The organism is Pseudomonas sp. NBRC 111130 (assembly GCF_001320485.1).
Lineage (GTDB): Bacteria > Pseudomonadota > Gammaproteobacteria > Pseudomonadales > Pseudomonadaceae > Aquipseudomonas > Aquipseudomonas vlassakiae.
This window is the reverse complement of sequence record NZ_BCBG01000025.1, coordinates 53,387-77,693: the sequence shown is the minus strand read 5'-3', so window position 1 is coordinate 77,693 and position 24,307 is coordinate 53,387. Positions and strand designations below refer to the sequence as shown.

Below are 24,307 nucleotides of genomic sequence, written 5' to 3'. Positions count from 1 at the left end.
GTCCGCCAGTACTCCGCTGTCGGTACTACATGCTTAGCCGTGTCTACTGATTTAATCCGCAGCCGCCCGACGGGCAGGGTGCTTTGGATGAGTTGGGTAAGTTTTAGTCGCTTTGCCCCCAACGTGCTACACGACGATCCTGTTCTGTATGACAATCATTTCGGGTTTACAGGCATCCCCTGATGATTGCTGGAGCCGAAGCTACCAGGAGAGCGGGCTCAGCTGCTTACGCAGCGAGAGCGTAGCCCTCGTAGTTTTCGTCATTGGCAACTATAGAAAGTTGCAACAGTGGATTTACGAGTTCTGTTACCAACTCGGCATGCACCTAGAGTTTCGCTACCGGCGTCGAATCCTGATCGGCCCCACACTAGCTCTTGGCTAACGCACCTTGCGGCACGTAAGGCGGAGTATACGCCATTGCGCGGGCGACGTCGACAGCCGGTCCTGTCGCCCACGCTGCGACGGCTCAAGCACCACTGCCGCCGGCCGAGCCGCTGCCTTTCTCGGTCTTTTCCAGGCGCTCCAGGACCTTGCTGGTGATGGCGATGCAGCCTTTGGTGTCACCTGAAGCCTGGGCGGCCTTGGCTTTGTCGACCTGCTCGGTCAGGGCTTTGTCCAGGCCTTCGGAGGTAGCGCCGGCGGTGGCCATGCTGTCGTCGATCTTCTGCAGGTTGGTCTTGCACAGGTCATCGGCGGCGAATACCGGCGAAGCCAGGAGGGTAGCGGCCGCGAAGAGGGCCGAAAGCGCGGTACCTTTCATGGAAGTCTCCTTTTATGGCCGCGGGGAAGTGGGCCTGTAAGGGTGGACTGTCGGGATTTGGCGGGGGTTCAATCGAGGTGATGGCTTGGTGGCAGGGTGGTTTGTGGCGGGATGTTGCGGTCGATCGGGCAATGCGGTTCGGTGTGGGTGCGGCCTTGTGTCGCGAAAGGGCCGCAGAGCGGCCCCGGCAATTGAAGCGGCGAAGCTGAAATCGTGGGGCTGCTACGCAGCCCTTTCGCGACACAAGGCCGCTCCCACAGGAATTGCAGCGGTTTGAGGTCGGTGCAAGACGCTTGGGTATCTCAGATTGCGCGTGGGCGGGTGACGCGGTCTACCAGGTAGACCAGGCCGTGGTAGTCGATGCCGCTGTGGCTGGACAGGCCGATTTCACAGGTGCGGCTTGTGGAGATCCCCTCGCTGCAATACTGCACCGCATCCTTCAGGCTACGCAGCGAGTGAGCGTTAAGCTCGGGGGTGGTGAAGCCCTTGTCGCCAGCGAATCCGCAACAGTGGATGCCTTCCGGAATCACCACCTGCTTGCTGCAACGGCGCGCCAGGTCAATCAATGCCTGGCTTTCGCCCAGATGCTGGGTGCTGCAGGTCACATGCACGGCCACGGGCTCGTCCTGGGGGCTGAACTCGAGTTTGTCGACCAGGTGGGTGCGGATGAAGCGCACCGGGTCATACAGGTCCAGCCGGGTTTCGCCCAGGTCCTGCACCAGGCGCAGGGTGCACGGGCTGGTGTCGCAGTAGATCGGGTCGAGCCCGCCGCGGCTGGCGTGGAGCAGGGCGTTGAGCAGTTCCTGGCGCTTGTGCTCGGCCTGCCTGGGGTAGCCCTTGGAGGCGAACGGCTGGCCGCAGCAGAGGCTGTCGGCGTTGTCCGGGAACACCACTTGGTAACCGGCCTTTTCCAGCAGGGCGCGGGTCTTTTCGAGAAGCGAGCTTTGCTCGCGGTCGGCATAGGCGGGGCCCATCACGCGTGAAACGCAGGCGGCAAGGTAGACCACGCGGGGCCGGGCGTCGTTGCTCGCCGGGCCGAAGTCCAGTGTGCGCAGCGGTTGGGGCAGGGCCGGGGTCCACTGTGGCAGGCGGCCTTTGCTGGCCTTGCTCAGGGCTGCACTGAGGCGCCCGAGGCGTGGTGCGCCGAGCAGCTTGCGGGCGCTGTTGGCGGCGGTGAGGGTGAAGCGGGCGCCGCCCAGCGCTGTGTGGAAATGTTCGGCCAGCCAGTCTGCGGTCTTTGCATGGTCGGCGGCCTGGCTGCGCAGTTTCTTTATCAGATCGCCGGTGTTGATGCCAACCGGGCAGCGCTGGGCGCACAGGCCGGTGGCGGCGCAGGTGTCGATGCCTTGGTACTGGTAGCTTTGCAGCAGCTCGCGGGTGTCGATGCCGGCGCGTTTCTTCGCCTGGATGTCGCGCCACATGACGATGCGCTGGCGCGGACTGAGGGTCAGGCCCTTGGAGGGGCAGACCGGTTCGCAGAAGCCGCACTCGATGCACTTGTCGACGATCTCGTCAGCGGCGGGCAGCGGTTTGAGATTTTTGAGGTGTATGTCCGGATCTTCGCTCAGCACCACATCGGGGTTGAGGATGCCGTTGGGGTCGAGCAGGCGCTTGAGTTTCCACATCAGCTGGTAGGCATCAGCGCCCCATTCCAGCGCCACGAACGGCGCCATGTTGCGTCCGGTGCCGTGCTCGGCCTTGAGCGAGCCGCCGAACTCGACGGCCACCAGCTGCGCCACGTCGTCCATGAAGGCCTGGTAACGGGCGACTTCCTCGGCGCTGTTGAAGCCCTGGGTGAAGACGAAGTGCAGGTTACCCTCCAGCGCGTGGCCGAAGATGATCGCCTCGTCATACTGGTGCTTGTCGAACAGCTGGATCAGCCGGTTGACGCCTTCGGCCAGTTGCTCGACGGGGAAGGTGACGTCCTCGATGATCACCGTGGTGCCGGTCTGGCGCACGGCACCGACGGCGGGGAAGGTGTCTTTGCGGATTTTCCACAGCTGGTTGTACACGGCCGGGTCTTCGCTGAAGTCGACCTTTTGCTCCAGCGGGTAGTCGGCGATCGAGGCCATCACCCGCTGCAGTTGTTCGTGCAGCAGGCTCTGGCTGGCGGCGCGGGACTCGATCAGCAGGGCGCAGGCGTTGGCTGACAGGGCTTTGACCCACAGCGGCATGCCCGGCATGTTCTGCACCGAACGCAGGCTGCGGCGGTCGAGCAGTTCGACGGCGGACACCGGCTGGCGCTTGAGCACGGTGACGGCGCGGCAGCAGCTTTCCACGCTGGGGAACACCAGCAGGGCGCTGGCCTTGTGCGGATGGTCGGGCACGGTGTTGTAGGTAACGGCGCTGATGAAGCCCAGGGTGCCTTCGGAACCGACCAGCAGGTGCTGCAGGATATCCAGCGGTTGGTCGTAGTCCACCAGTGCGTTGAGTGACAGGCCGGTAGTGTTCTTCAGCCGGTATTTGTGCCGGATGCGGTCGGCCAGTTCGGTATTGGCGCGGGTTTCGCGGCCCAGGCGCGCCAGCGCTTCGAGCAGTTCGGCGTGGCTGCTTTCGAAGGCGGCGACACTGGCGGGGTCTTCGCTGTCCAGGCGGGTGCCATCAGCCAGCACCAGGCGCAGGCCGGCGAGGGTGTGGTAGGTGTTCTGCGCGGTACCGCAGCACATGCCGCTGGCGTTGTTGGCGACAATGCCGCCGATCTTGCAGGCGTTGATCGAAGCCGGGTCGGGGCCGATCTTGCGCCCGTAGGGGGCCAGCCAGGCATTGGCCTGGGCGCCGATGACGCCGGGTTGCAGGCGGATCTGCTCGCCCTGGCCGCGGATCTCCTTGCCTCCCCAGTTGTCGCCCAGCACGATCAGTACCGAGTCGCTGATGGCCTGGCCGGACAAGCTGGTGCCCGCAGCGCGGAAGGTCACCGGCACGCGATCGCGCTGAGCCAGTTGAATCAGCCCGACCACTTCGTCCTCGGACTCGACGCGCACCACCAGCTTGGGGATCAGCCGATAGAAGCTGGCGTCGGTGCCGAAGGCCAGGGTAGAGGTCGGGTCGTCGAACCGGCGTTCGGCCGGGATAAGGCGCTCGGCATCGCGCAGGAACGCAGCGGGCAGGCTCATGCAATCTCCTCGCGGGGCCGCAGCGTCTGCTGCGCAGCGTGCCCCGGTCATTCAGGCGGTACGGTTTGCAGGCGCTCAGGCGCCCAGTTCGCGGACCAGCGATTCGCGGTTGATCTCGCTGATCGACTTGGCGCCAGTCAGCACCATGGCCACGCGCATTTCCTTCTCGAACAGTTCGAGCAGGTTCTTCACCCCGGCCTGGCCGTGCACGGCCAGGGCCCACAGGAAGGCGCGGCCAATCAGCACGGTGTCGGCGCCAAGGGCGACCATGCGCACCACATCGAGGCCGCTGCGGATGCCGGAGTCGGCGAGGATCTTCAGGTCGCCTTTGACTGCATCGGCAATTGCCGGCAGGGCGCGGGCGCTCGACAGCACGCCGTCGAGCTGGCGGCCGCCGTGGTTGGAGACAACGATGCCGTCGGCGCCGAACTTGACCGCGTCACGGGCGTCATCGGCGTCGAGGATGCCCTTGATGATCATCGGGCCAGCCCAGAATTCGCGGATCCACTCCAGGTCCTTCCACGAGATCGACGGATCGAAGTTGTTGCCGAGCCAGCCGATGTAGTCGGCCAGGCCCGTGGGGTTGCCACGGTACTTGGAGATGTTGCCCAGGTCGTGCGGGCGGCCCATCACGCCAACGTCCCACGCCCATTCGGGGTGGGTCATGGCCTGCAGCACGCGGCGCATCGGGCCGTTCGCACCGCTCATGCCGGAGTGGGCATCGCGGTAGCGGGCACCGGGAACGGGCATGTCGACGGTGAACACCAGGGTCTTCACGCCAGCGGCCTTGGCCCGTTCCAGGGCGTTGCGCATGAAGCCGCGGTCTTTGAGCACATACAGCTGGAACCACATCGGCCGGTCAATGGCGGGCGCCACTTCTTCGATCGGGCACACCGACACCGTCGACATGGTAAACGGAATGCCGTGGGCCGCTGCTGCACGCGCCGCCTGCACTTCACCACGGCGGGCGTACATGCCGGTGAGGCCGACCGGGGCCAAGGCCACGGGCATGCTCAGGGTCTCGTCGAACAGCTTGGTTTCCAGGCTCAGCTCGGACATGTTCTTCAGCACGCGCTGGCGCAGGGCGATGCTGGCCAGGTCCGAGACGTTGTGGCGCAGGGTGTGCTCGGCGTAGGCCCCGCCGTCGGCATAGTGGAATAGGAAAGGAGGCAGCTTGCGTTGGGCCGCGGCGCGATAGTCGGTGGAGGCGGAAATGATCATGGATTCTCGCAGCGTGGGTTGAAGGAGATGCCGGGCGCGCAACGGCGCCCGGCCCCTTTCACTTTAGTGATGAACCAGCATGCCGGTCAGCCAGTAGGCCTGGATCAGGGTGATCAGGCCGACGATGGTGGCAAAGAACAGGCTGTGCTTGACGGTGAAGCGGAACAGGTCGGATTCCTTGCCGACCAGCCCGGTGGCAGCGCAGGCCACGGCGATCGACTGTGGCGAGATCATCTTGCCGGTCACGCCGCCGCTGGTATTGGCCGCCACCAGCAGGGTGTCGTTGACCCCGATCTGGTGGGCGGTGGTGGCCTGCAGCGAGCTGAACAGGGCGTTGGACGAGGTGTCGGAACCGGTCAGGAACACGCCCAGCCAGCCGAGGAACGGCGAGAAGAACGGGAACGCAGCACCGGTGCCGGCCAGGACCAGGGCCATGGTCGAGGACATGCCCGAATAGTTGGTGACGAAGGCGAAGGCCAGCACCATGCCGATCGACAGGATCGGCCAGCGCAGTTCCCAGAGGGTCTCCTTGAAAGTGGTCAGACCAGTTTTGAAGTTGATCTTCAACACCCACATGGACACCAGTGCGGAGAGGAAGATCGCGGTGCCCGTGGCGGAAATCGGATCGAGCTTGAACACCGCTGGCATGGCGGTTGGCGCGGTGACGATCGGCGCAGTCTTGATCACCAGCTGGTCAAGGTGCGGGATGGCGAAATTGAACACGAAGTTGTACATCGCGCCGCCGGGGGCGAAGGCCGCTTTGAATGGCTTCAGGGTCCAGAGGGTGACCAGCACGGTGAGGATCAGGAACGGCGACCAGGCCTTGAAGATCTCGCCGAAGCTGTACGGGGTCGGCTGGCTGCCGCTTGGCTGCACCACGGCGGCGCCGACGCTGCCTTTGGCTTCGGCGAACGAGCGCTTGGGCTGCCAGACTTTCAGGAACAGGGTCAGGCAAATCAGGCTGGCCAGGGCCGAGGTGATGTCCGGCAGCTCCGGGCCAATGAAGTTCGAGGTGAAGTACTGGGTCACGGCGAAGCTCAGGCCGGCGACCAGGGCGGCAGGCCAGGTTTCCTTCACGCCGCGCAGGCCGTCCATCATGAATACCAGCCAGAACGGTACGAACAGCGACAGCAGTGGCAGCTGGCGCCCCGTCATGGCGCCGATGTGGAAGGCATCGATACCGGTGACCTGGCCGGCCACGATGATCGGGATGCCCAGGGCACCGAAGGCTACCGGTGCGGTGTTGGCAATCAGGCACAGGCCGGCGGCGTACAGCGGATTGAAGCCCAGGCCCACCAGCAATGCGGCGGTAATGGCTACCGGTGCGCCGAAGCCGGCCGCGCCTTCGAGGAAGGCACCGAAGCAGAAGCCGATCAGCAGCACTTGCAGGCGCTGGTCATCGGTAATCGACAGCACCGAGCTGCGGATCACTTCGAACTGGCCGCTCTTGACCGTGAGTTTGTACAGGAACACCGCGGCAACGATGATCCAGGCAATCGGCCAGAGGCCGTAGAGGAAGCCATACCCTGCGGCAGCGAGGGCCATGTCGACAGGCATCTGGAAGGCAAAGATCGCCACCAGGAGCGACAGGGCCAGGGTGATGCTGCCGGCCACGTGGCCTTTGAGGCGGAACACGGCCAGGGCCAGGAAGAAGAACACGATAGGGATGACCGCCGCCAGTGCGGACAGGCCGAGACTACCAAGCGGGGTATAGAGTTGTTGCCAGGTTTGCATATGGGGTGGCCCCTAATTGTTGTTGGTCAGGCACTGGCATTGGATAATTGGTAAGACCAATTTACAATGACTGGTCGCTAGGTTAAAAGCGCTGTCGTGGGTGTGTCAATTTGTCCTGTGCAAAACTTTGGTCGCAGGTCGATGAACGGGCGGCTGCTCACTGGCGAAAACCGTCGCCTGATGCGTGCTGGCGCAGCGCGGATCGGCGAGAATAGGCGCTCGGCGATAATTGGCCGGAGTTTGTGGAGAGCATGTGATGGTTTTTGATCAGGTCCGCCAACGGCGCCTGTCCGACGACATCGTCGATCGGCTGGAAGGGATGATTCTGGAAGGCACGCTGACCTCTGGGCAGCGGCTGCCAGCCGAGCGCGTCCTGGCCGAGCAGTTCGGTGTGTCGCGCCCGTCACTGCGTGAGGCGATCCAGAAGCTGGTGGCCAAGGGTCTGCTGGTGAGCCGCCAGGGTGGCGGCAATTACGTAGCCGAATCGCTCGGCTCGACCTTCAGCGACCCACTGCTGCAGTTGCTCGAGCATAGCGCCGAAGCGCAGCGCGACCTGCTTGAGTTTCGCCATACCCTGGAGGCGTCATGCGCTTACTACGCAGCCCTGCGTGCCACCGAACCTGATCGTGCGCGGTTGAAAGCGGCGTTCGATGCTCTGCAGGACTGCTATGCGCGGGCTGACGAGGTGACGCGGGCGGAGGAGGGCGCGGCTGATGCGCGCTTCCACCTGGCGATTGCCGAGGCCAGCCATAACGCGGTGTTGCTGCATACGATCCGTGGCTTGTTCGACCTGCTCAAGCGCAATGTGGTGACCAACATTGGTGGCATGTACCAGCAGCGCACGGAAACACGCGACATGCTGATCAGTCAGCACCGCGAGTTGTACCTGGCGATTGTCGAGGGCCGGGCGGAGGAGGCGCGGGAGGTGTCGAGCCGGCACATCCTGTATGTGCAGGAGGTGCTGGAAGAGGCGCAGGACGAGGCCCAGCGGGTAGCGCGGGCAGAGCGGCGCAGCGGGCGTTGAGATCGGTGCTGGATTCTTCGCGGGTAAACCCGCTCCCACAGGTACAGCGCAGGTTTCAAACCCTGTGCAACCCCTGTGAGAGCCCAGGTACTGCACAGGTTTCAAGCCCTGTGCAGCCCCTGTGAGAGCCCAGATACTGCGCAGGTTTCAGGCCCTTTGCAGTCCCTGTGGGAGCGGGTTTACCCGCGAAGAGGCCGGAACAGGCTAAAGGAGATTTACTCTTCCTTGCCCTTGTTCCGCACCGCACGCTGCAGCTCGCGGTTGGAGTCGCGTTCGCGCATGGTGTCGCGCTTGTCGAACTCCTTCTTGCCCTTGCCAAGCGCGATCTCGCACTTGATCAGGTGCTTGCTCCAGTACAGCGCCAAGGCCACACAGGTGTAGCCTTTTTGTGCCACGGCGGCTTCCACGCGCTCGAGCTCGCGCTTGTTCAGCAGCAGCTTGCGGGTGCGCGTGGGGTCGGCGATGACGTGGGTGCTGGCGGTGGTCAGCGGGGTGATGTGGCTGCCGAACAGCCAGGCTTCGCCATCCTTGAGCAGCACGTAGCTGTCGGTCAGGTGCGCCTTGCCGGCCCGCAGGCTCTTTACTTCCCAGCCGGACAGGACCAGCCCGGCCTCGAACTTGTGTTCGATGAAGTAATCGTGTCGCGCCTTTTTGTTCTGCGCGATGGTCCCGGTCGGATGTTTCTTTTGTTTAGCCATAGGGGCGGCATTATAGGCAAGACATCACGTGGACGGCTATGGGATTTCGGTGTGCTTGAGCCACCGCAATGAATACCGGACAATACAAGGCCTGTTCTCTGCACAGAACCTGTTTTCGGCACGCTGCGAAGCGCCGCCAACCAGCCTTGGAAGTGACGCCTGGATGACTACCCATATTCAACGCTCCGCCCTGCTGCCGTACCCTGCCCAGGCGCTCTACGATCTGGTCAACGACGTGGCCAGCTACCCTGAATTCCTGCCCTGGTGCTCGGCCTCGACGGTGATCGAGGCCAGCGACACGCACATGCGGGCGAAGCTGGAAGTGGCCAAGGGCGGCATGAGCCAGCAGTTCGTCACCCGCAATATTCTGGTGCCGGGGCAGTCCATCGAAATGAACCTGGAAGAGGGGCCATTCACGCAGCTGCATGGCCTGTGGGTGTTCAAGCCACTCGGCGAAAAGGCCTGCAAGATCAGCCTCGACCTGACCTTCGACTACGCCGGGGCGATCGTGCGCGCCACGCTCGGGCCGCTGTTCAACCAGGCGGCCAATACTCTGGTGGATGCGTTCTGCCAGCGTGCCAAGCAGCTCAATGGCTAAGATCGAAGTGGCCTACGCCACGGCCGAGCGCCAGTGGTTGTTGGCCTGTGAAGTGCCAGACGGGGTGAGTGTGCGTGAAGCGTTGCGCCTGTCCGGGATTGTCGGGCAAGTGAGTGGGCTGGATATCGCGCACTGTCCGGTGGGCATTTTCGGCAAGGTGGTGGCAGATGCGCACGCGCATGTAGTCGAGGAGGGGGACCGCCTGGAAATATACCGGCCTCTGCTGCTCGACCCTGTCGAGGCGCGCAAGCAGCGCGCTGCAAAGGCGAAGGCCAAGCGCTAGCTGAGCTGACAGTAATAAAAAGCCCGGACCATGGTCCGGGCTTTTTCATCTGGCCGGCATTTACTGCGGCGAGGTTTCCAGCGGTGCCGGTGTCGGCACTGGGGTGGTCTCGATGGTGTCGATCTCGCGCTGGATGGACTCTTCCGTCGAGCCTGGCTTGGCCGGCTTCTCTTCCGGCTGCGGCTTGGCCTGCTCTGGCTGGGTGGCCGGGCTGACCGTGGTGGTGTTGCTGCCGCCGAGGATTTCCTGGTCGCGGCTCACGCCTGGCATGAAGTCGCCGGACAGGCTGACCAGCTGGTCGCTGTCGTTGAAGAAGATGCTCATGCGCTCCTGCTGACGTGTGCCGCCACCAGGTTGCAGGCTGTACAGATAGTCCCAACGATTGGTGTTGAAAGTGTCCTGCAGCAGCGGGTTGCCCATGATAAACCTTACTTGCCGACGGGTCATTCCGGGGCGTAATTGGTCTATCATGTCTTGCGTGACGACATTGCCCTGCTGGATGTCGATTTTGTAAACCCCGGGAAACGAGCAACCGGCGAGTGCGAGCAGTCCCGCGAGGGCGAGGCTGTTTAGCAAGAGCTTGGTGTTTTGCATCGGTGGGCGACTTCCACTATCTTGGCTGGACAACGTAAACCCCGATCATACCCGTATTAAGAGAAGCTGCGAAGCAGCATCGGCGAGAAAGCTGACCATGGTTGAAAATAGCGAATTGCGCAAAGCCGGTCTCAAGGTGACACTGCCTCGAGTCAAGATCCTTCAGATGCTCGACTCGACCGAGCAACGTCACATGAGCGCCGAGGATGTCTACAAGGCGCTGATGGAGGCTGGCGAGGACGTCGGTCTGGCAACCGTCTATCGCGTACTGACCCAGTTCGAAGCGGCGGGTCTGGTGGTGCGCCACAACTTCGACGGTGGCCACGCGGTGTTCGAGCTGGCTGACGGCGGTCACCACGACCATATGGTCAACGTGGATACCAGTGAAGTTATCGAGTTCATGGATGCCGAGATCGAACGCCGTCAGAAAGAGATCGTGGCCGAGCATGGCTACGAGCTCGTGGACCACAACCTGGTCCTTTATGTGCGTAAGAAAAAGTAACGATTTAGCTCGTTATGAATGGCAAAGGCGACCTTCGGGTCGCCTTTGTGCTTTGTAGGGTGCTGAATGCGTGTTGGCCTTGCTGGCCCTTTCGCGGTGGTTCGACGCTTCGATAAACCCGCTTCCACAGGGTCTGCACAGACCTTGAGCCTTGCGAAATCCTGTGGGAGGGGTTTACCCGCGAAGAGGCTGAAGGTGCTCTCAAGCCTTGCCGGAAACCACCATCTTGCGCGCATGGGCCAGGGATTCCTTGGTCAGGTCGATGCCGCCCAGCATCCGCGCCACTTCTTCGACCCGCTCGCGTTTGCCCAGGTTGGCGACTGCGGTGTGGGTGGTATCGCTGTTGCGCACTTTGTGCACGAACAGATGATGGTGCCCTTGCGCGGCCACTTGCGGCAGGTGAGTCACGGTCAGTACCTGGCCACGCTCGCCCAGGCGGCGCAGCAACTGGCCGACGATTTCGGCCGTAGGGCCACCGATGCCGACGTCCACTTCGTCGAATACCAGGGTCGGAATGCGCGAGGTCTGAGCTGTGATCACCTGGATCGCCAGGCTGATACGGGAGAGCTCGCCCCCGGACGCCACCTTGGCCAGGCCCTTGAGTGGCTGCCCGGGGTTGGCGCTGACCAGCAATTCGATCTGTTCCAGGCCGTGGGGTGACAGGTCATTGCCTTCGTTGGGGGTAAGTTCGATGCAGAACCGCCCACCCGGCATACCCAGGCGCTGGATTTCCTGCTCCACGGCGACGGCCAGCTGTTTGGCTGCCTGCTGGCGCAGTGCGCTGAGCTCCTGTGCCTTCTGTTTATAGTGCTGGGCATAGGCGCCAAGTTCCTCGGCCAGGCGTTCGATCGACTCGTCGCTGGCGTTCAGGCCTTCGAGTTCATCCATCAGCTGTTGCTGCAAGTGTGGCAGCTCAGTGGGGTGCACGCGGTGCTTGCGCGCCAGGGTGTAAATCGTGTCGAGGCGCTCTTCCAGGGCTTGCAGGCGCATGGGGTCGGCGTCGAAGTTGTCGAGGAAGCGATTGAGTTCGCCCACCGCTTCTTCAACCTGAATCTGTGCGCTGGCGATCATGTTGGCGGCTTCGCCCAGCGCGCGCGGGGCGTTCGTTGCAGCGCCGAGGCGGTTGAGGCTGGCGGTGAGCGCGCTGAGCACATTGCCAGAATCGCTTTCGCTGCACTGGTCGATGACCTGGCGGCAGATGCCGAACAGGGCCTCTGCGTTGGTCAGGTTCTTGTGTTCCTGCTCCAGTTGTTCCAGTTCGTTTTCGCCCAGGCCGAGATTGTCCAGCTCTTCCAGCTGGTAGCTGAGCAGTTGGTGGCGGGCGCGTTGCTCGTCGCCGGAATTGCTCAGCCGCTCGAGTTCCAGGCGGGTCTGGTTCCAGCGTTTGGCGGCAAGCTGCACCTGGCGGGAGAGGTCGATGGCGCCGGCGTATTCGTCCACCAAACGGCGGTGGGTGTCGGTCTTCAGCAGTGACTGGTGTTCATGCTGGCTGTGGATGTCGATCAGCAGCTCGCCCAGCGCCTTGAGGTCGCCGAGCGGGCAGGGGGTGCCGTTGATGTAGCCGCGGCTGCGCCCTTCGGCGGTGATGACGCGGCGCAGAATGCACAACCCGTCGTTGTCCAGATCGCGCTCGGCCAGCCAGGCATGGGCTTCGGGGATGTCCACCAGGTCGAACGTGGCAAGGATGTCTGCCTTGTCGGTGCCGGGACGCACCACGCCGCTGTCGGCACGGTCCCCCAGGGCCAGGCCGAGGGCGTCGAGCATGATCGATTTGCCCGCACCGGTCTCGCCGGTGATCACCGACATGCCACGGGCGATTTCAAGGTCGAGGTGCTCGACGATGGCGTAGTTGTGAATGGACAGGTGCACCAGCATGGGGGCGGCTCCCGAAGTTCAGGTCTGGTTATTTATACAGTACTTTTTTCTGCCCTGCCAATGCCCTCTGGCGGATTCTGTTGCGACCGGCAAAACCCACGTGCCCCTTGAAGCTGGTTTTTCCGGCCCCATATAGCCGGCAGACACGGCGAGCTTTGCTCGTACAACCGAAATTGCGGAGGAGAGACCCATGGCTGACGAACAGCTGAATGAACAAGACCTTAATGCCGAAGAGGCAGGTGCAGTGGATAACGGCGCCCGCGTTCAGGAGCTCGAGGAGCAGCTGGCCGCCGCCAAGGATCAGTCCCTGCGTGCCGCTGCCGAAGCGCAGAACAGCATTCGTCGCGCCGAGCAGGAAGTCGACAAGGCCCGCAAGTTCGCGCTCGAGAAGTTTGCTGGCGACCTGCTGCCGGTGATCGACAGCCTGGAAATGGCCCTGGCGCACCTCAAGCCCGACGACGAACAGGTCAAGAGCACGCGTGAAGGCGTCGAGCTGACCCTGAAGATGTTCCAGGACACCCTCAAGCGCTACAACCTCGAAGCCATCGACCCGCACGGGCAGCCGTTCAACCCTGAGCACCATCAGGCCATGGCCATGCAGGAAAACGCCGAGGTCGAGCCTAACAGCGTGCTCAACGTGTTCCAGAAGGGCTACCTGCTCAACGGTCGCCTGCTGCGCCCTGCCATGGTGGTGGTCAGCAAGGCGCCAGCGGCACCGCAACCTTCTATCGATGAGAAGGCTTGAAATCCTCCGGGGCATCCCCATCTAGGTGTCAAGCGTTCAAGTATTACCGCAGTTGGCCACGACCGTAGCCGCTGCCGCCAAATTCAAGTTTCGGGAGAGTAAACATGGGCAAAATCATCGGTATCGACCTGGGGACCACCAACTCGTGCGTCTCCATTCTGGAAAACGGTAACGTCAAGGTCATCGAAAACGCCGAAGGCGCGCGCACTACCCCTTCGATCGTGGCCTACGCCAACGACGGTGAAATCCTGGTTGGCCAGTCGGCCAAGCGCCAGGCCGTCACCAACCCGCACAACACCCTGTTCGCAGTGAAGCGCCTGATCGGTCGTCGCTTCGAAGAAGATGTCGTGCAAAAAGACATCAAGCTGGTGCCCTACAAGATCGTCAAGGCCAATAACGGCGACGCCTGGGTCGAAGCCAGCGGCAAGGAAATGGCGCCTCCGCAGATCAGCGCCGAAGTACTGAAGAAAATGAAGAAGACCGCCGAAGACTACCTCGGCGAGTCCGTGACCGAAGCGGTAATCACCGTTCCGGCGTACTTCAACGACAGTCAGCGTCAGGCCACCAAGGATGCCGGCCGCATCGCTGGCCTGGACGTAAAACGTATCATCAACGAGCCGACCGCCGCTGCACTGGCTTACGGCATGGACAAGGCCAAGGGCGACCACACCGTCATCGTTTATGACCTGGGTGGTGGTACCTTCGACGTTTCGGTCATCGAAATCGCCGAAGTCGACGGTGAGCACCAGTTCGAAGTGCTCGCCACCAACGGCGACACCTTCCTGGGTGGCGAAGACTTCGACATGCGCCTGATCGACTACCTCGTCGACGAGTTCAAGAAAGAGTCCGGCATGGACCTGAAGAACGATCCGCTGGCCCTGCAGCGTCTGAAAGAAGCTGCTGAAAAGGCCAAGATCGAGCTGTCCTCGGCGCAGTCGACCGATGTCAACCTGCCGTACATCACTGCAGACGCCACCGGTCCTAAGCACCTGAACGTGAAGATTTCCCGCGCCAAGCTGGAGTCGCTGGTCGAAGACCTGGTCAAGCGCACCATCGAGCCTTGCCGCATCGCCCTGAAAGACGCGGGCATCGACGCCAGCAAGATTGACGACGTGATCCTGGTCGGCGGCCAGACCCGTATGCCGATGGTGCAGAAGGCGGTTGCCGACTTCTTCGGTAAAGAAGCGCGCAAGGACGTCAACCCGGACGAAGCCGTGGCCATGGGTGCTGCCATTCAGGGCGCCGTGCTGGCCGGTGACGTGAAGGACGTGCTGCTGCTGGACGTCAGCCCGCTGACCCTGGGTATCGAAACCATGGGCGGCGTGATGACCGCGCTGATCGAGAAGAACACCACCATTCCGACCAAGAAGTCGCAGGTGTTCTCGACCGCCGACGACAACCAGAGCGCCGTGACCATTCACGTGCTGCAAGGCGAGCGCAAGCAGGCGGCGCAGAACAAGTCGCTGGGCAAGTTCGACCTGGCCGAGATTCCGCCAGCGCCTCGCGGCGTACCGCAAATCGAAGTGACCTTCGACATCGACGCCAACGGCATCCTGCACGTGGGCGCCAAGGACAAGGCCACCGGCAAGACCCAGTCGATCGTGATCAAGGCCAACTCCGGCCTGTCTGACGAAGAAATCGAGCGCATGGTGCGTGACGCCGAGGCCAACGCCGAGGAAGACCGCAAGTTCGAAGAGCTGGCCACTGCCCGTAACCAGGGTGATGCGCTGGTGCACTCGACCCGCAAGATGGTTGCGGACGCCGGTGACAAGGTTACTGCTGAAGAGAAGGCCGCGATCGAAGCTGCCGTGGTTGCCCTGGAAGCCGCTGTCAAAGGCGACGACAAGGCCGCCATCGACGCCAAGGTCGAAGAACTGTCCAAGGTATCGGCTCCGGTTGCTCAGAAGATGTACGCCGAGCAGCAGGCCGAACAGCCTCAGGGTGGCGCACAGCAAGCCGAGCCGGAAGCCAAGCACGATGACGTGGTTGACGCCGAGTTCGAAGAAGTGAAAGGCGACGACAAGAAGTAATCGTTGCCTGCTGTCGACCCGTTCACTGGTTGCTGCCGGTGAGCTGGTAGGATGTCGCCGCGCGGGGGCTTGCTCCCGCGTTGGCGTATCTGGAATTCGAGATTTTTTACAGCATTTGTCGGGGCCATTCGTGGTGTGCAGGCAGGTGCTGATGGCGCGGCGCAGATGCCTGACGCCCAACAAGGTGCAAATGACCTATGTCCAAGCGTGATTATTATGAGGTCCTGGGTGTCGAGCGCGGCGCCAGCGAAGCTGACCTCAAGAAGGCTTACCGCCGACTGGCGATGAAGTACCACCCGGACCGCAATCCGGGCGATAAAGAGTCGGAAGACAAGTTCAAGGAGGCCAACGAGGCCTACGAAGTACTGTCAGATGCGAACAAGCGTGCGGCGTTCGACCAGTACGGTCATGCCGGCGTCGACCCGAGCATGGGTGGCGGCGGTGCCGGCTTCGGCGGCGCCAACTTCTCCGACATTTTTGGCGACGTTTTCAGTGACTTCTTCGGCGGCGGTCGCGGTGGTGGACGTGGCGGTGCCCAGCGCGGCAGCGACCTGCGCTACACCCTGGAGCTGAACCTGGAAGAAGCGGTGCGCGGCACCACGGTCAGTATCCGCGTGCCGACTCTGGTCAACTGCAAACCGTGCGACGGCTCCGGCGCCAAGAAGGGGTCGACCCCGTCGACTTGCCCGACCTGCGGTGGCATCGGCCAGGTGCGCATGCAGCAAGGCTTCTTCTCGGTGCAGCAGACCTGCCCACGCTGCCACGGCCAGGGCAAGATCATCACCGATCCATGCACCTCGTGCCATGGCGAGGGCCGTGTCGAGGAATACAAGACCCTGTCGGTCAAAGTGCCGGCGGGCGTCGATACCGGCGACCGCATCCGTCTGTCCGGCGAGGGCGAGGCGGGCACCCATGGTGGTCCGACTGGCGATCTGTATGTGGTGATCAACGTGCGCGAGCACGAGATCTTCCAGCGTGACGGCAAGCACCTCTATTGCGAAGTGCCGATCAGCTACACCGATGCCGCACTCGGTGGCGAGCTGGAAGTGCCGACCCTCGATGGTCGCGTGAAGCTCAAGATTCCGGAAGGTACCCAGACCGGCAAGCAGTTCCGCTTGCGTGGCAAGGGTGTCGCCCCGGTTCGCGGTGGTGGTGCCGGTGACCTGCTGTGCCGCGTAGCGGTTGAGACCCCGGTCAACCTGACCCGTCGCCAGCGCGAATTGCTCGAAGAGCTGCGCAGCTCGCTGGAAGGTGACAACTCGCCCAAGGCCAGCGGCTGGTTCGATGGCGTTAAGCGCTTCTTCGGCGATCTCTGACAAGGAAAATGGCTATGCGACGTATTGCAGTGATGGGCGCGGCGGGGCGGATGGGCAAGACCCTCATCGAAGCCGTTCAGCAAACCCCGGGCGCGGGGCTGACGGCGGCGATCGATCGTCCGGACAGCTCGCTGGTCGGGGCGGATGCCGGCGAGCTGGCAGCGCTCGGTCGTATCGGTGTACTGCTGTCGGACGACCTGGCCAAGGTTGCCGACGAATTCGACGTGCTGATCGACTTCACTCACCCGTCGGTGACGCTGAAGAACCTGGCGTTCTGCCGCAAGCACGGCAAGGCGATGATCATCGGTACCACCGGTTTTACCGCCGAGGAGAAGCAACTGCTTGCCGAAGCGGGCAAAGACATCCCGATCGTGTTTGCCGCCAACTTCAGCGTTGGTGTCAATCTCAGCCTCAAGCTGTTGGACATGGCTGCGCGGGTATTGGGTGACGATGTCGACATCGAGATCATCGAGGCGCACCACCGGCACAAGGTCGATGCCCCGTCGGGGACCGCGCTGCGCATGGGTGAAGTGGTTGCCAATGCGCTGGGGCGCGATCTGCAGGAAGTGGCGGTGTATGGCCGTGAAGGCCAGACCGGCGCGCGTGATCGCCAGACCATCGGCTTTGCCACCGTGCGTGCCGGCGATGTGGTCGGTGATCACACCGTGCTGTTTGCTGCTGAGGGCGAGCGCCTGGAAATCACCCACAAGGCCTCCAGCCGTATGACCTTCGCCAAGGGCGCGGTGCGAGCGGCGCTGTGGCTCGATGGGCGCAAGCCGGGCCTGTACGACATGCAGGATGTGCTCGACCTGCGCTAAGCCGTTCGAGCGGTGCTGGCGTCTTCGCGGGGCGCGCCCGCTCCCACAGGATTTGTGCAAGACTCAGGCTCTGTGCGGTCGTTGTGGGAGCGGGCATGCCCGCGAAGCAGGCGCCGCAAATGTCAGTCTGTCGCAATCATGTGTTTTAGAGGCACATATGCGGTAGACCGAAAACGCACTTTTCTGTAAGCTACAGCTTTAGTGTGTCCACTAAAAGCGCGCAGCGAATTGAATTCAGCACATGAAAGCGGGGTGACGTGTCCATACGTCACTCCGCTTTTTTGCAACCTGCGATCGCCCTTTCATGCTTGACTTACGGGAGGTCTTCTTGACAAAGCCAGCCATACTCGCCCTTGCCGACGGCAGTATTTTCCGCGGTGAAGCCATCGGTGCCGACGGTCAGACCGTTGGTGAGGTGGTATTCAACACCGCTATGACCGGCTACCAGGAAATCCTTACAGACCCTTCCTACGCGCAGCAAATCGTCACCCTGACCTACCCGCACATCGGCAACACCGGTACTACGCAGGAAGATGCCGAGTCGAACCGTGTCTGGTCCGCTGGCCTGGTTATCCGCGACCTGCCGCTGCTGGCCAGCAACTGGCGTAATACCCAGTCGCTGCCTGAGTACCTCAAGGCCAACAACGTCGTCGCCATCGCCGGTATCGACACCCGTCGCCTGACCCGTATCCTGCGCGAAAAAGGCGCTCAGAACGGCTGCATCCTGGCGGGTGACGACATCAGCGAAGAAGCCGCCATCGCAGCCGCCCGTGGCTTCCCTGGCCTGAAGGGCATGGACCTGGCCAAGGTCGTTTCCACCAAGGAACGCTACGAGTGGCGCTCCAGCGTTTGGGAGCTGAAGACCGATAGCCACCCGACCATCGACGCTGCCGACCTGCCGTACCACGTGGTCGCCTTCGACTACGGCGTCAAGCTGAACATCCTGCGCATGCTGGTCGCCCGCGGCTGCCGCGTGACCGTGGTGCCTGCCCAGACCCCGGCCAGCGAAGTGCTGGCACTGAATCCGGATGGTGTGTTCCTGTCCAACGGCCCTGGTGATCCGGAGCCATGCGACTATGCGATCCAGGCGATCAAGGAAATCCTCGAAACCGAGATTCCGGTATTCGGCATCTGCCTCGGCCACCAGCTGCTGGCCCTGGCCTCCGGCGCCAAGACCGTGAAGATGGGCCATGGCCACCACGGTGCCAACCACCCGGTCCAGGACCTGGACACCGGCGTGGTCATGATCACCAGCCAGAACCACGGTTTCGCCGTTGACGAAGCCACCCTGCCGGGCAATGTCCGCGCCATCCACAAGTCGCTGTTCGACGGCACCCTGCAGGGTATCGAGCGCACCGACAAGAGCGCGTTCAGCTTCCAGGGCCACCCTGAAGCGAGCCCAGGCCCGACCGACGTCGCGCCACTGTTCGATCGTTTCACCGATGCCATGGCCAAGCGCCGCTGAGCATCCTGCATCAAGGCCCCGGGCCGGCTCACGCCGCGCCCGGAAGCGCCTGACCCAGATTGTTCAAGACGGCTTGCCGACTGACCCGCGGATTTGAGTGACAACCATGCCAAAACGTACAGACATCAAAAGCATCCTGATTCTCGGCGCTGGCCCGATCGTGATCGGCCAGGCCTGCGAATTCGACTATTCCGGCGCCCAGGCCTGTAAAGCCCTGCGCGAGGAAGGTTTCCGCGTCATCCTGGTGAACTCCAACCCGGCCACCATCATGACCGATCCGGCCATGGCCGACGCCACCTACATCGAGCCGATCAAGTGGCAATCGGTGGCCAAGATCATCGAAAAAGAGCGCCCGGACGCGGTACTGCCGACCATGGGTGGTCAGACTGCATTGAACTGCGCCCTGGACCTGGAGCGCCACGGCGTGCTGGAAAAGTTCGGCGTAGAGATGATCGGCGCCAACGCCGACACCATCGACAAGGCCGAAGACCGTTCGCGCTTCGACAAGGCCATGAAGGACATCGGCCTGGAGTGCCCGCGCTCCGGTATCGCCCACAGCATGGAAGAGGCCAATGCAGTGCTCGAGAAGCTCGGCTTCCCGTGCATCATCCGCCCATCGTTCACCATGGGCGGCACTGGCGGCGGTATCGCCTACAACCGCGAAGAATTCGAAGAAATCTGCACCCGTGGCCTCGACCTGTCGCCGACCAAAGAGCTGCTGATCGACGAATCGCTGATCGGCTGGAAGGAATACGAGATGGAGGTGGTCCGCGACAAGAAGGACAACTGCATCATCGTTTGCTCCATCGAGAACTTCGACCCGATGGGCGTGCACACCGGTGACTCGATCACCGTGGCGCCGGCGCAGACCCTGACCGACAAGGAATACCAGATCATGCGCAACGCCTCGCTGGCGGTGCTGCGTGAAATTGGTGTGGAAACCGGCGGCTCCAACGTGCAGTTCGGTATCTGCCCGAACACTGGCCGCATGGTCGTGATCGAGATGAACCCGCGTGTTTCGCGTTCGTCCGCCCTGGCTTCCAAGGCCACCGGCTTCCCGATCGCCAAGATTGCCGCCAAGCTGGCCATTGGTTACACCCTCGACGAGCTGCAGAACGACATCACCGGCGGCCGCACCCCGGCGTCCTTCGAGCCGTCGATCGACTACGTCGTGACCAAGCTGCCACGCTTCGCCTTCGAGAAATTCCCGAAAGCCGACGCCCGCCTGACCACCCAGATGAAATCGGTGGGTGAAGTCATGGCCATCGGCCGCACCTTCCAGGAGTCCCTGCAGAAAGCCCTGCGCGGTCTGGAAGTCGGCGCCTGCGGCCTCGACCCTAAAGTCGACCTGGCCAGCCCGGAAGCCGCCGGCATCCTCAAGCGCGAACTGACCGTGCCGGGTGCCGAGCGCATCTGGTACGTGGCTGACGCCATGCGTTCGGGGATGACCTGTGAAGAGATCTTCGCACTGACCGGCATCGACATGTGGTTCCTGGTGCAGATGGAAGACCTGATCAAGGAAGAAGAGAAGGTCAAGACCCTGGCGCTGTCGTCGATCGACAAAGACTACATGCTGCGCCTCAAGCGCAAGGGCTTCTCGGACCAGCGCCTGGCCAAGCTGCTCGGCATCACCGACAAGAACCTGCGTCGTCACCGCCACAAGCTGGAAGTGTTCCCGGTGTACAAGCGCGTCGACACCTGCGCCGCCGAATTTGCCACCGACACCGCCTACCTGTACTCGACCTACGAGGAAGAGTGCGAGGCCAACCCGTCGACCCGCGACAAGATCATGATCCTGGGTGGCGGCCCGAACCGTATCGGCCAAGGTATCGAGTTCGACTACTGCTGCGTACACGCTGCACTGGCGCTGCGTGAAGACGGTTACGAGACCATCATGGTCAACTGCAACCCGGAAACCGTCTCCACCGACTACGACACCTCCGACCGCCTGTACTTCGAGCCGCTGACCCTGGAAGACGTGCTGGAAGTCTGCCGCGTCGAGAAGCCGAAGGGTGTCATCGTTCACTACGGCGGCCAGACCCCGCTGAAACTGGCTCGCGCCCTGGAAGAAGCCGGCGTACCGATCATCGGTACCAGCCCTGACGCCATTGACCGTGCCGAAGACCGTGAGCGCTTCCAGCAGATGGTTCAGCGCCTGAGCCTGCTGCAGCCGCCAAACGCCACCGTGCGCAGCGAAGAAGAAGCCATCAGCGCTGCTGGCGGCATCGGTTACCCGCTGGTCGTGCGCCCATCCTACGTACTGGGTGGCCGCGCCATGGAAATCGTCTACGAGCTGGACGAGCTCAAGCGCTACCTGCGTGAAGCCGTACAGGTTTCCAACGACAGTCCAGTGCTGCTCGACCACTTCCTCAACTGCGCCATCGAGATGGACGTGGATGCGGTTTGCGACGGCACCGACGTGGTGATCGGCGCGATCATGCAGCACATCGAACAGGCCGGCGTTCACTCCGGTGACTCGGCGTGCTCGCTGCCACCTTACTCGCTGAGCAAGGAAGTGCAGGACGAAGTCCGCGTACAGGTCAAGAAAATGGCCCTGGAACTGGGTGTTGTCGGCCTGATGAACGTGCAGCTGGCCCTGCAGGGCGACAAGATCTACGTGATCGAAGTCAACCCGCGTGCGTCGCGTACCGTACCGTTCGTGTCCAAGTGCATCGGCACCTCCCTGGCCATGATCGCTGCCCGCGTGATGGCTGGCAAAACCCTGAAAGAGCTGGGCTTCACCCAGGAAATCATCCCGAACTTCTACAGCGTCAAGGAAGCCGTCTTCCCGTTCGCCAAGTTCCCAGGGGTTGACCCGATCCTCGGCCCTGAGATGAAATCGACCGGTGAAGTCATGGGCGTCGGCGACAGCTTCGGTGAAGCGTTCGCCAAGGCCCAGATGGGGGCCAGCGAAGTGCTGCCGACCGGCGGTACCGCGTTCATCAGCGTGCGTGACGACGACAAGCCGCAAGTGGCTGGCGTTGCCCGCGATCTGATCGCCCTGGGCTTCGAAGTGGTTGCAACTGCAGGCACCGCCAAGGTCATCGAAGCGGCAGGCCTGAAAGTGCGCCGTGTGAACAAGGTGACCGAAGGTCGTCCGCACGTGGTCGACATGATCAAGAACGACGAAGTGTCGTTGATCATCAACACCACCGAAGGTCGCCAGTCGATCGCCGATTCCTACTCGATTCGTCGCAATGCGCTGCAGCACAAGATCTACTGCACCACTACCATTGCGGCTGGTGAAGCCATCTGCGAGGCGCTGAAATTCGGTCCCGAGAAGACTGTTCGTCGCCTGCAGGATCTGCATGCAGGACTCAAAGCATGAGCATTACCAAGTACCCGATGACCGTCCAGGGCGCCCGCGCCCTGGAAGAGGAGCTGGCCTTCCTGAGCAAGACCGAGCGCCCACGCCTGAGCCAGGCCATTGGCGAAGCGCGTGAGCTGGGCGACCTCAAGGAAAACGCTGAATACCATGCTGCCCGTGAAGAGCAGGGCATGGTCGAAGCGCGCATCCGCGATATCGAAGGCCGTCTGCAGAACTCGGTGGTGATCGATGTCACCACCATCGCCCACACCGGCAAAGTGATTTTCGGCACCACCGTGGTGCTGGCCAACACCGAGACCGATGACGAAGTGACCTACCAGATCGTTGGCGAAGATGAAGCTGACGTGAAAATAGGCAAGCTTTCGAGCAGTGCACCGATTGCCCGTGCCATCATTGGCAAGGAAGAAGGTGACACCGTGGTGGTGAAGACGCCAAGCGGTACGGTCGAGTACGAGATTGTCGAAGTCAAACACATCTGACCGGCGCCTGCGGGCGCCATCCCTAGAGGGGATTCTCTGGCAACTGGCCCAGGTTTTCTGGGTCGGTGGCTTATGGGTGTTCCATGTAGGGCTGGTGCCGGCGCTGAAAGTCAGTGGCCTGGCACCTTTGCTGGTGCAGGACGTCGCCGGGCAGATCGACCGCTGGTTGATCGGTGTGGCGTTGCTTGGCTTGTTGACCCAGCTGGCGGTGCTGGCGAGGGTGGACGGCCTGGTGGCCTGGTGGCGGCAGTTTCGCGGTCAGATGCTGCTGTTGGGCTTCGCAGCCTGTGTAGGGTATTACACCTTGCGCTACGGCATCTCGGTCGGCGAGCGCTGGCAGATGTTCTGTTTTCTCGTGTTGGGCTTCTCCGGCATCGTGCTGGTGGCCCAACCGGTCCCGGTCAGGGCGCGCCGCTAGCCAGTACGGAGCCTTGTGGGAGCGGCCTTGTGTCGCGAAAGGGTCGCAAAGCGACCCCAGGATGTCAGCTTTATCGCAAATACCGCTGGGGCTGCTTTGCAGCCCTTTCGCGACGCAAGGCCGCTCCCACACCCGTCACTTGTAACGGTGGATGTTGGACAGCTGCTTGTTCGGCTGCGGATTCTTGCGATAGATCAGTGCCTTCTTGCCGATGGTCTGTACCAGTTCGGCGCGGCCGGCCTTGCACAGTTCGGCAATGACGACGGCGCGCTCTTCGCGATCTTCCGAGCGGATTTCGACCTTGATCAGTTCGTGATCGACCAGCGCGCGCTCCAGTTCGGCGATAACGCCTTCGTTCAAGCCGTTGCCAGCGACGATCAGGACCGGCTTCAGGTCATGACCAATGGACTTGTATTGCTTCTTCTGCTCGTTATTGAGCGGCATAATCTGACCCTTTCCGTCTGATTCTGTAAAATTGACCGGCATTTTACCCGAGGGCCACCGGCTCCGCCCAGTCAATCACGACGCATATCATCGAGGTGCCCCGTGGTACAACGTTCCAAAAGCAGCGCAAACTGGCTGCGAGAGCATTTCAACGATCCTTTTGTGAAGCAAGCGCAGAAGGATGGCTACCGTTCGCGTGCGAGCTACAAACTGCTGGAGATTCAGGAGAAAGACCGCCTGATCCGGCCTGGCATGAGTGTGATCGACCTCGGCGCGGCCCCCGGAGGCTGGTCGCAGGTGACCAGTCGTCTGATTGGTGGTCAGGGTCGCTTGATCGCCTCCGATATCCTGGAGATGGACTCGATCCCCGACGTGACCTTCATTCAGGGCGACTTCACTCAGGATGAAGTGCTGCAGCAGATCCTGCAGGCGGTCGGTGATTCGCACGTAGACCTTGTGATTTCCGACATGGCCCCCAATATGAGTGGTACGCCTGCGGTGGATATGCCGCGAGCCATGTTTCTCTGCGAGCTGGCCCTGGACCTGGCGACCCGCGTGCTCAAGCCGGGCGGGGACTTCCTGATCAAGATCTTCCAGGGTGAAGGTTTCGACATGTACCTCAAGGACGTGCGCAGCAAATTCGACAAGGTGCAGATGCGCAAGCCGTCGTCTTCGCGGGACCGCTCCCGCGAACAGTACCTGCTGGGCAGGGGTTTCAAGGGAGCATGAGGCGTATTGCGGGGTGGCTGATAGTTAATTCCAATCGGCTGCCCCGTCTGGATTGTCCGAACTTCGTGTAGTCTAGGTTTCACAAAGGGTTACAGACGGTGCCTGCGGATGCGTAGGTAATGTAGTAAGTTAG

The 24,307-nt window shown here is 62.3% G+C and carries 21 protein-coding genes and 1 other RNA gene; 13 read left to right on the top strand and 9 right to left on the bottom strand.

The genetic code is table 11. The features are described 5' to 3' along the window. The 5 genes from ssrA to APH33_RS13665 form a co-directional block, all read right to left on the bottom strand. Nucleotides 1-364: a transfer-messenger RNA gene (gene ssrA / locus APH33_RS26630) on the bottom strand; the annotation flags it as partial. Between the two features lie 102 nt (nt 365-466). Continuing rightward, nucleotides 467-760 carry a hypothetical protein gene (locus APH33_RS13680; RefSeq protein WP_054885659.1) on the bottom strand — a complete coding sequence of 98 codons (294 nt, stop codon included), beginning with the start codon at nt 758-760 and terminating at the stop codon, nt 467-469. Nucleotides 761-1,062: 302 nt separating this feature from the next. Further along, nucleotides 1,063-3,873, bottom strand: a complete 2,811-nt coding sequence (locus APH33_RS13675) for an FAD-binding and (Fe-S)-binding domain-containing protein (RefSeq protein ID WP_054885658.1) — start codon at nt 3,871-3,873, stop codon at nt 1,063-1,065. A 75-nt stretch (nt 3,874-3,948) separates the two neighbouring features. After that, nucleotides 3,949-5,094, bottom strand: coding sequence for an FMN-dependent L-lactate dehydrogenase LldD (lldD, locus tag APH33_RS13670; RefSeq protein ID WP_054885657.1), 1,146 nt, complete (start codon nt 5,092-5,094; stop codon nt 3,949-3,951). A gap of 63 nt (nt 5,095-5,157) precedes the next feature. Then, entirely contained in the window at nt 5,158-6,828 is a 1,671-nt protein-coding gene (locus APH33_RS13665; protein ID WP_054885656.1) for a lactate permease LctP family transporter, read from the bottom strand. 256 nt (nt 6,829-7,084) lie between these two features. Here APH33_RS13665 and APH33_RS13660 point away from each other — a divergent pair, with 256 nt between their 5' ends. After that, nucleotides 7,085-7,852 carry an FCD domain-containing protein gene (locus APH33_RS13660; protein WP_054885655.1) on the top strand — a complete coding sequence of 256 codons (768 nt, stop codon included), beginning with the start codon at nt 7,085-7,087 and terminating at the stop codon, nt 7,850-7,852. Nucleotides 7,853-8,067: 215 nt separating this feature from the next. Here APH33_RS13660 and smpB read toward each other — a convergent pair whose 3' ends face one another. Continuing rightward, entirely contained in the window at nt 8,068-8,550 is a 483-nt protein-coding gene (gene smpB / locus APH33_RS13655) for an SsrA-binding protein SmpB (protein ID WP_003249914.1), read from the bottom strand. Nucleotides 8,551-8,713: 163 nt separating this feature from the next. Between smpB and APH33_RS13650 the strand changes: the two genes are divergently transcribed. Beyond that, nucleotides 8,714-9,148, top strand: a complete 435-nt coding sequence (locus APH33_RS13650) for a type II toxin-antitoxin system RatA family toxin (protein WP_054885654.1) — start codon at nt 8,714-8,716, stop codon at nt 9,146-9,148. Beyond that, nucleotides 9,141-9,431, top strand: coding sequence for an RnfH family protein (locus tag APH33_RS13645; RefSeq protein ID WP_099815135.1), 291 nt, complete (start codon nt 9,141-9,143; stop codon nt 9,429-9,431). Before APH33_RS13650 ends, APH33_RS13645 begins: the two co-directional genes overlap by 8 nt. Nucleotides 9,432-9,491: 60 nt before the next feature. On the opposite strand, the gene APH33_RS13640 is transcribed toward APH33_RS13645, so the two are convergent. Continuing rightward, a complete protein-coding gene (locus APH33_RS13640) occupies nt 9,492-10,025 on the bottom strand; it encodes an outer membrane protein assembly factor BamE (RefSeq protein WP_054885652.1) in 534 nt (177 codons plus the stop codon). A gap of 97 nt (nt 10,026-10,122) precedes the next feature. On the opposite strand from APH33_RS13640, the gene fur reads away from it, so the two are divergent. Beyond that, nucleotides 10,123-10,527 carry a ferric iron uptake transcriptional regulator gene (gene fur, locus APH33_RS13635; RefSeq protein WP_046788147.1) on the top strand — a complete coding sequence of 135 codons (405 nt, stop codon included), beginning with the start codon at nt 10,123-10,125 and terminating at the stop codon, nt 10,525-10,527. 201 nt (nt 10,528-10,728) lie between these two features. Here the strand turns inward: fur and recN are convergent, their stop codons facing one another. Continuing rightward, on the bottom strand, nt 10,729-12,402 hold the full coding sequence (gene recN, locus APH33_RS13630) for a DNA repair protein RecN (RefSeq protein WP_054885651.1): 1,674 nt from the start codon (nt 12,400-12,402) through the stop codon (nt 10,729-10,731). A 172-nt stretch (nt 12,403-12,574) separates the two neighbouring features. Between recN and grpE the strand changes: the two genes are divergently transcribed. The 8 genes from grpE to APH33_RS13590 all read left to right on the top strand — a co-directional run bounded on the left by grpE (nt 12,575) and on the right by APH33_RS13590 (nt 23,001). Further along, nucleotides 12,575-13,147: a nucleotide exchange factor GrpE gene (gene grpE, locus APH33_RS13625; RefSeq protein ID WP_143524237.1), complete on the top strand. Its 573-nt coding sequence runs from the start codon at nt 12,575-12,577 to the stop codon at nt 13,145-13,147. A 104-nt stretch (nt 13,148-13,251) separates the two neighbouring features. Then, complete coding sequence (dnaK, locus tag APH33_RS13620) at nt 13,252-15,177, top strand: molecular chaperone DnaK (protein ID WP_054885649.1); 1,926 nt, start codon at nt 13,252-13,254, stop codon at nt 15,175-15,177. Nucleotides 15,178-15,374: 197 nt separating this feature from the next. Then, a complete protein-coding gene (dnaJ, locus tag APH33_RS13615) occupies nt 15,375-16,493 on the top strand; it encodes a molecular chaperone DnaJ (protein ID WP_054885648.1) in 1,119 nt (372 codons plus the stop codon). Between the two features lie 14 nt (nt 16,494-16,507). Further along, the gene (dapB, locus tag APH33_RS13610) at nt 16,508-17,311 is read left to right on the top strand and encodes a 4-hydroxy-tetrahydrodipicolinate reductase (RefSeq protein ID WP_054885647.1); all 804 of its coding nucleotides are present in this window, start codon (nt 16,508-16,510) and stop codon (nt 17,309-17,311) included. Between the two features lie 328 nt (nt 17,312-17,639). Further along, nucleotides 17,640-18,776 carry a glutamine-hydrolyzing carbamoyl-phosphate synthase small subunit gene (gene carA, locus APH33_RS13605; protein WP_054885646.1) on the top strand — a complete coding sequence of 379 codons (1,137 nt, stop codon included), beginning with the start codon at nt 17,640-17,642 and terminating at the stop codon, nt 18,774-18,776. A 106-nt stretch (nt 18,777-18,882) separates the two neighbouring features. Further along, nucleotides 18,883-22,104, top strand: a complete 3,222-nt coding sequence (gene carB / locus APH33_RS13600; RefSeq protein ID WP_054885645.1) for a carbamoyl-phosphate synthase large subunit — start codon at nt 18,883-18,885, stop codon at nt 22,102-22,104. Continuing rightward, on the top strand, nt 22,101-22,583 hold the full coding sequence (gene greA, locus APH33_RS13595) for a transcription elongation factor GreA (RefSeq protein WP_082433603.1): 483 nt from the start codon (nt 22,101-22,103) through the stop codon (nt 22,581-22,583). The genes carB and greA overlap by 4 nt, the downstream gene beginning before the upstream one ends. Then, on the top strand, nt 22,561-23,001 hold the full coding sequence (locus APH33_RS13590; RefSeq protein ID WP_054885644.1) for a hypothetical protein: 441 nt from the start codon (nt 22,561-22,563) through the stop codon (nt 22,999-23,001). Before greA ends, APH33_RS13590 begins: the two co-directional genes overlap by 23 nt. Nucleotides 23,002-23,136: 135 nt before the next feature. On the opposite strand, the gene yhbY is transcribed toward APH33_RS13590, so the two are convergent. Then, the gene (gene yhbY / locus APH33_RS13585) at nt 23,137-23,445 is read right to left on the bottom strand and encodes a ribosome assembly RNA-binding protein YhbY (protein WP_054885643.1); all 309 of its coding nucleotides are present in this window, start codon (nt 23,443-23,445) and stop codon (nt 23,137-23,139) included. 102 nt (nt 23,446-23,547) lie between these two features. Between yhbY and rlmE the strand changes: the two genes are divergently transcribed. Continuing rightward, nucleotides 23,548-24,174, top strand: a complete 627-nt coding sequence (gene rlmE, locus APH33_RS13580) for a 23S rRNA (uridine(2552)-2'-O)-methyltransferase RlmE (protein WP_054885642.1) — start codon at nt 23,548-23,550, stop codon at nt 24,172-24,174. Nucleotides 24,175-24,307: the final 133 nt, after the last annotated feature.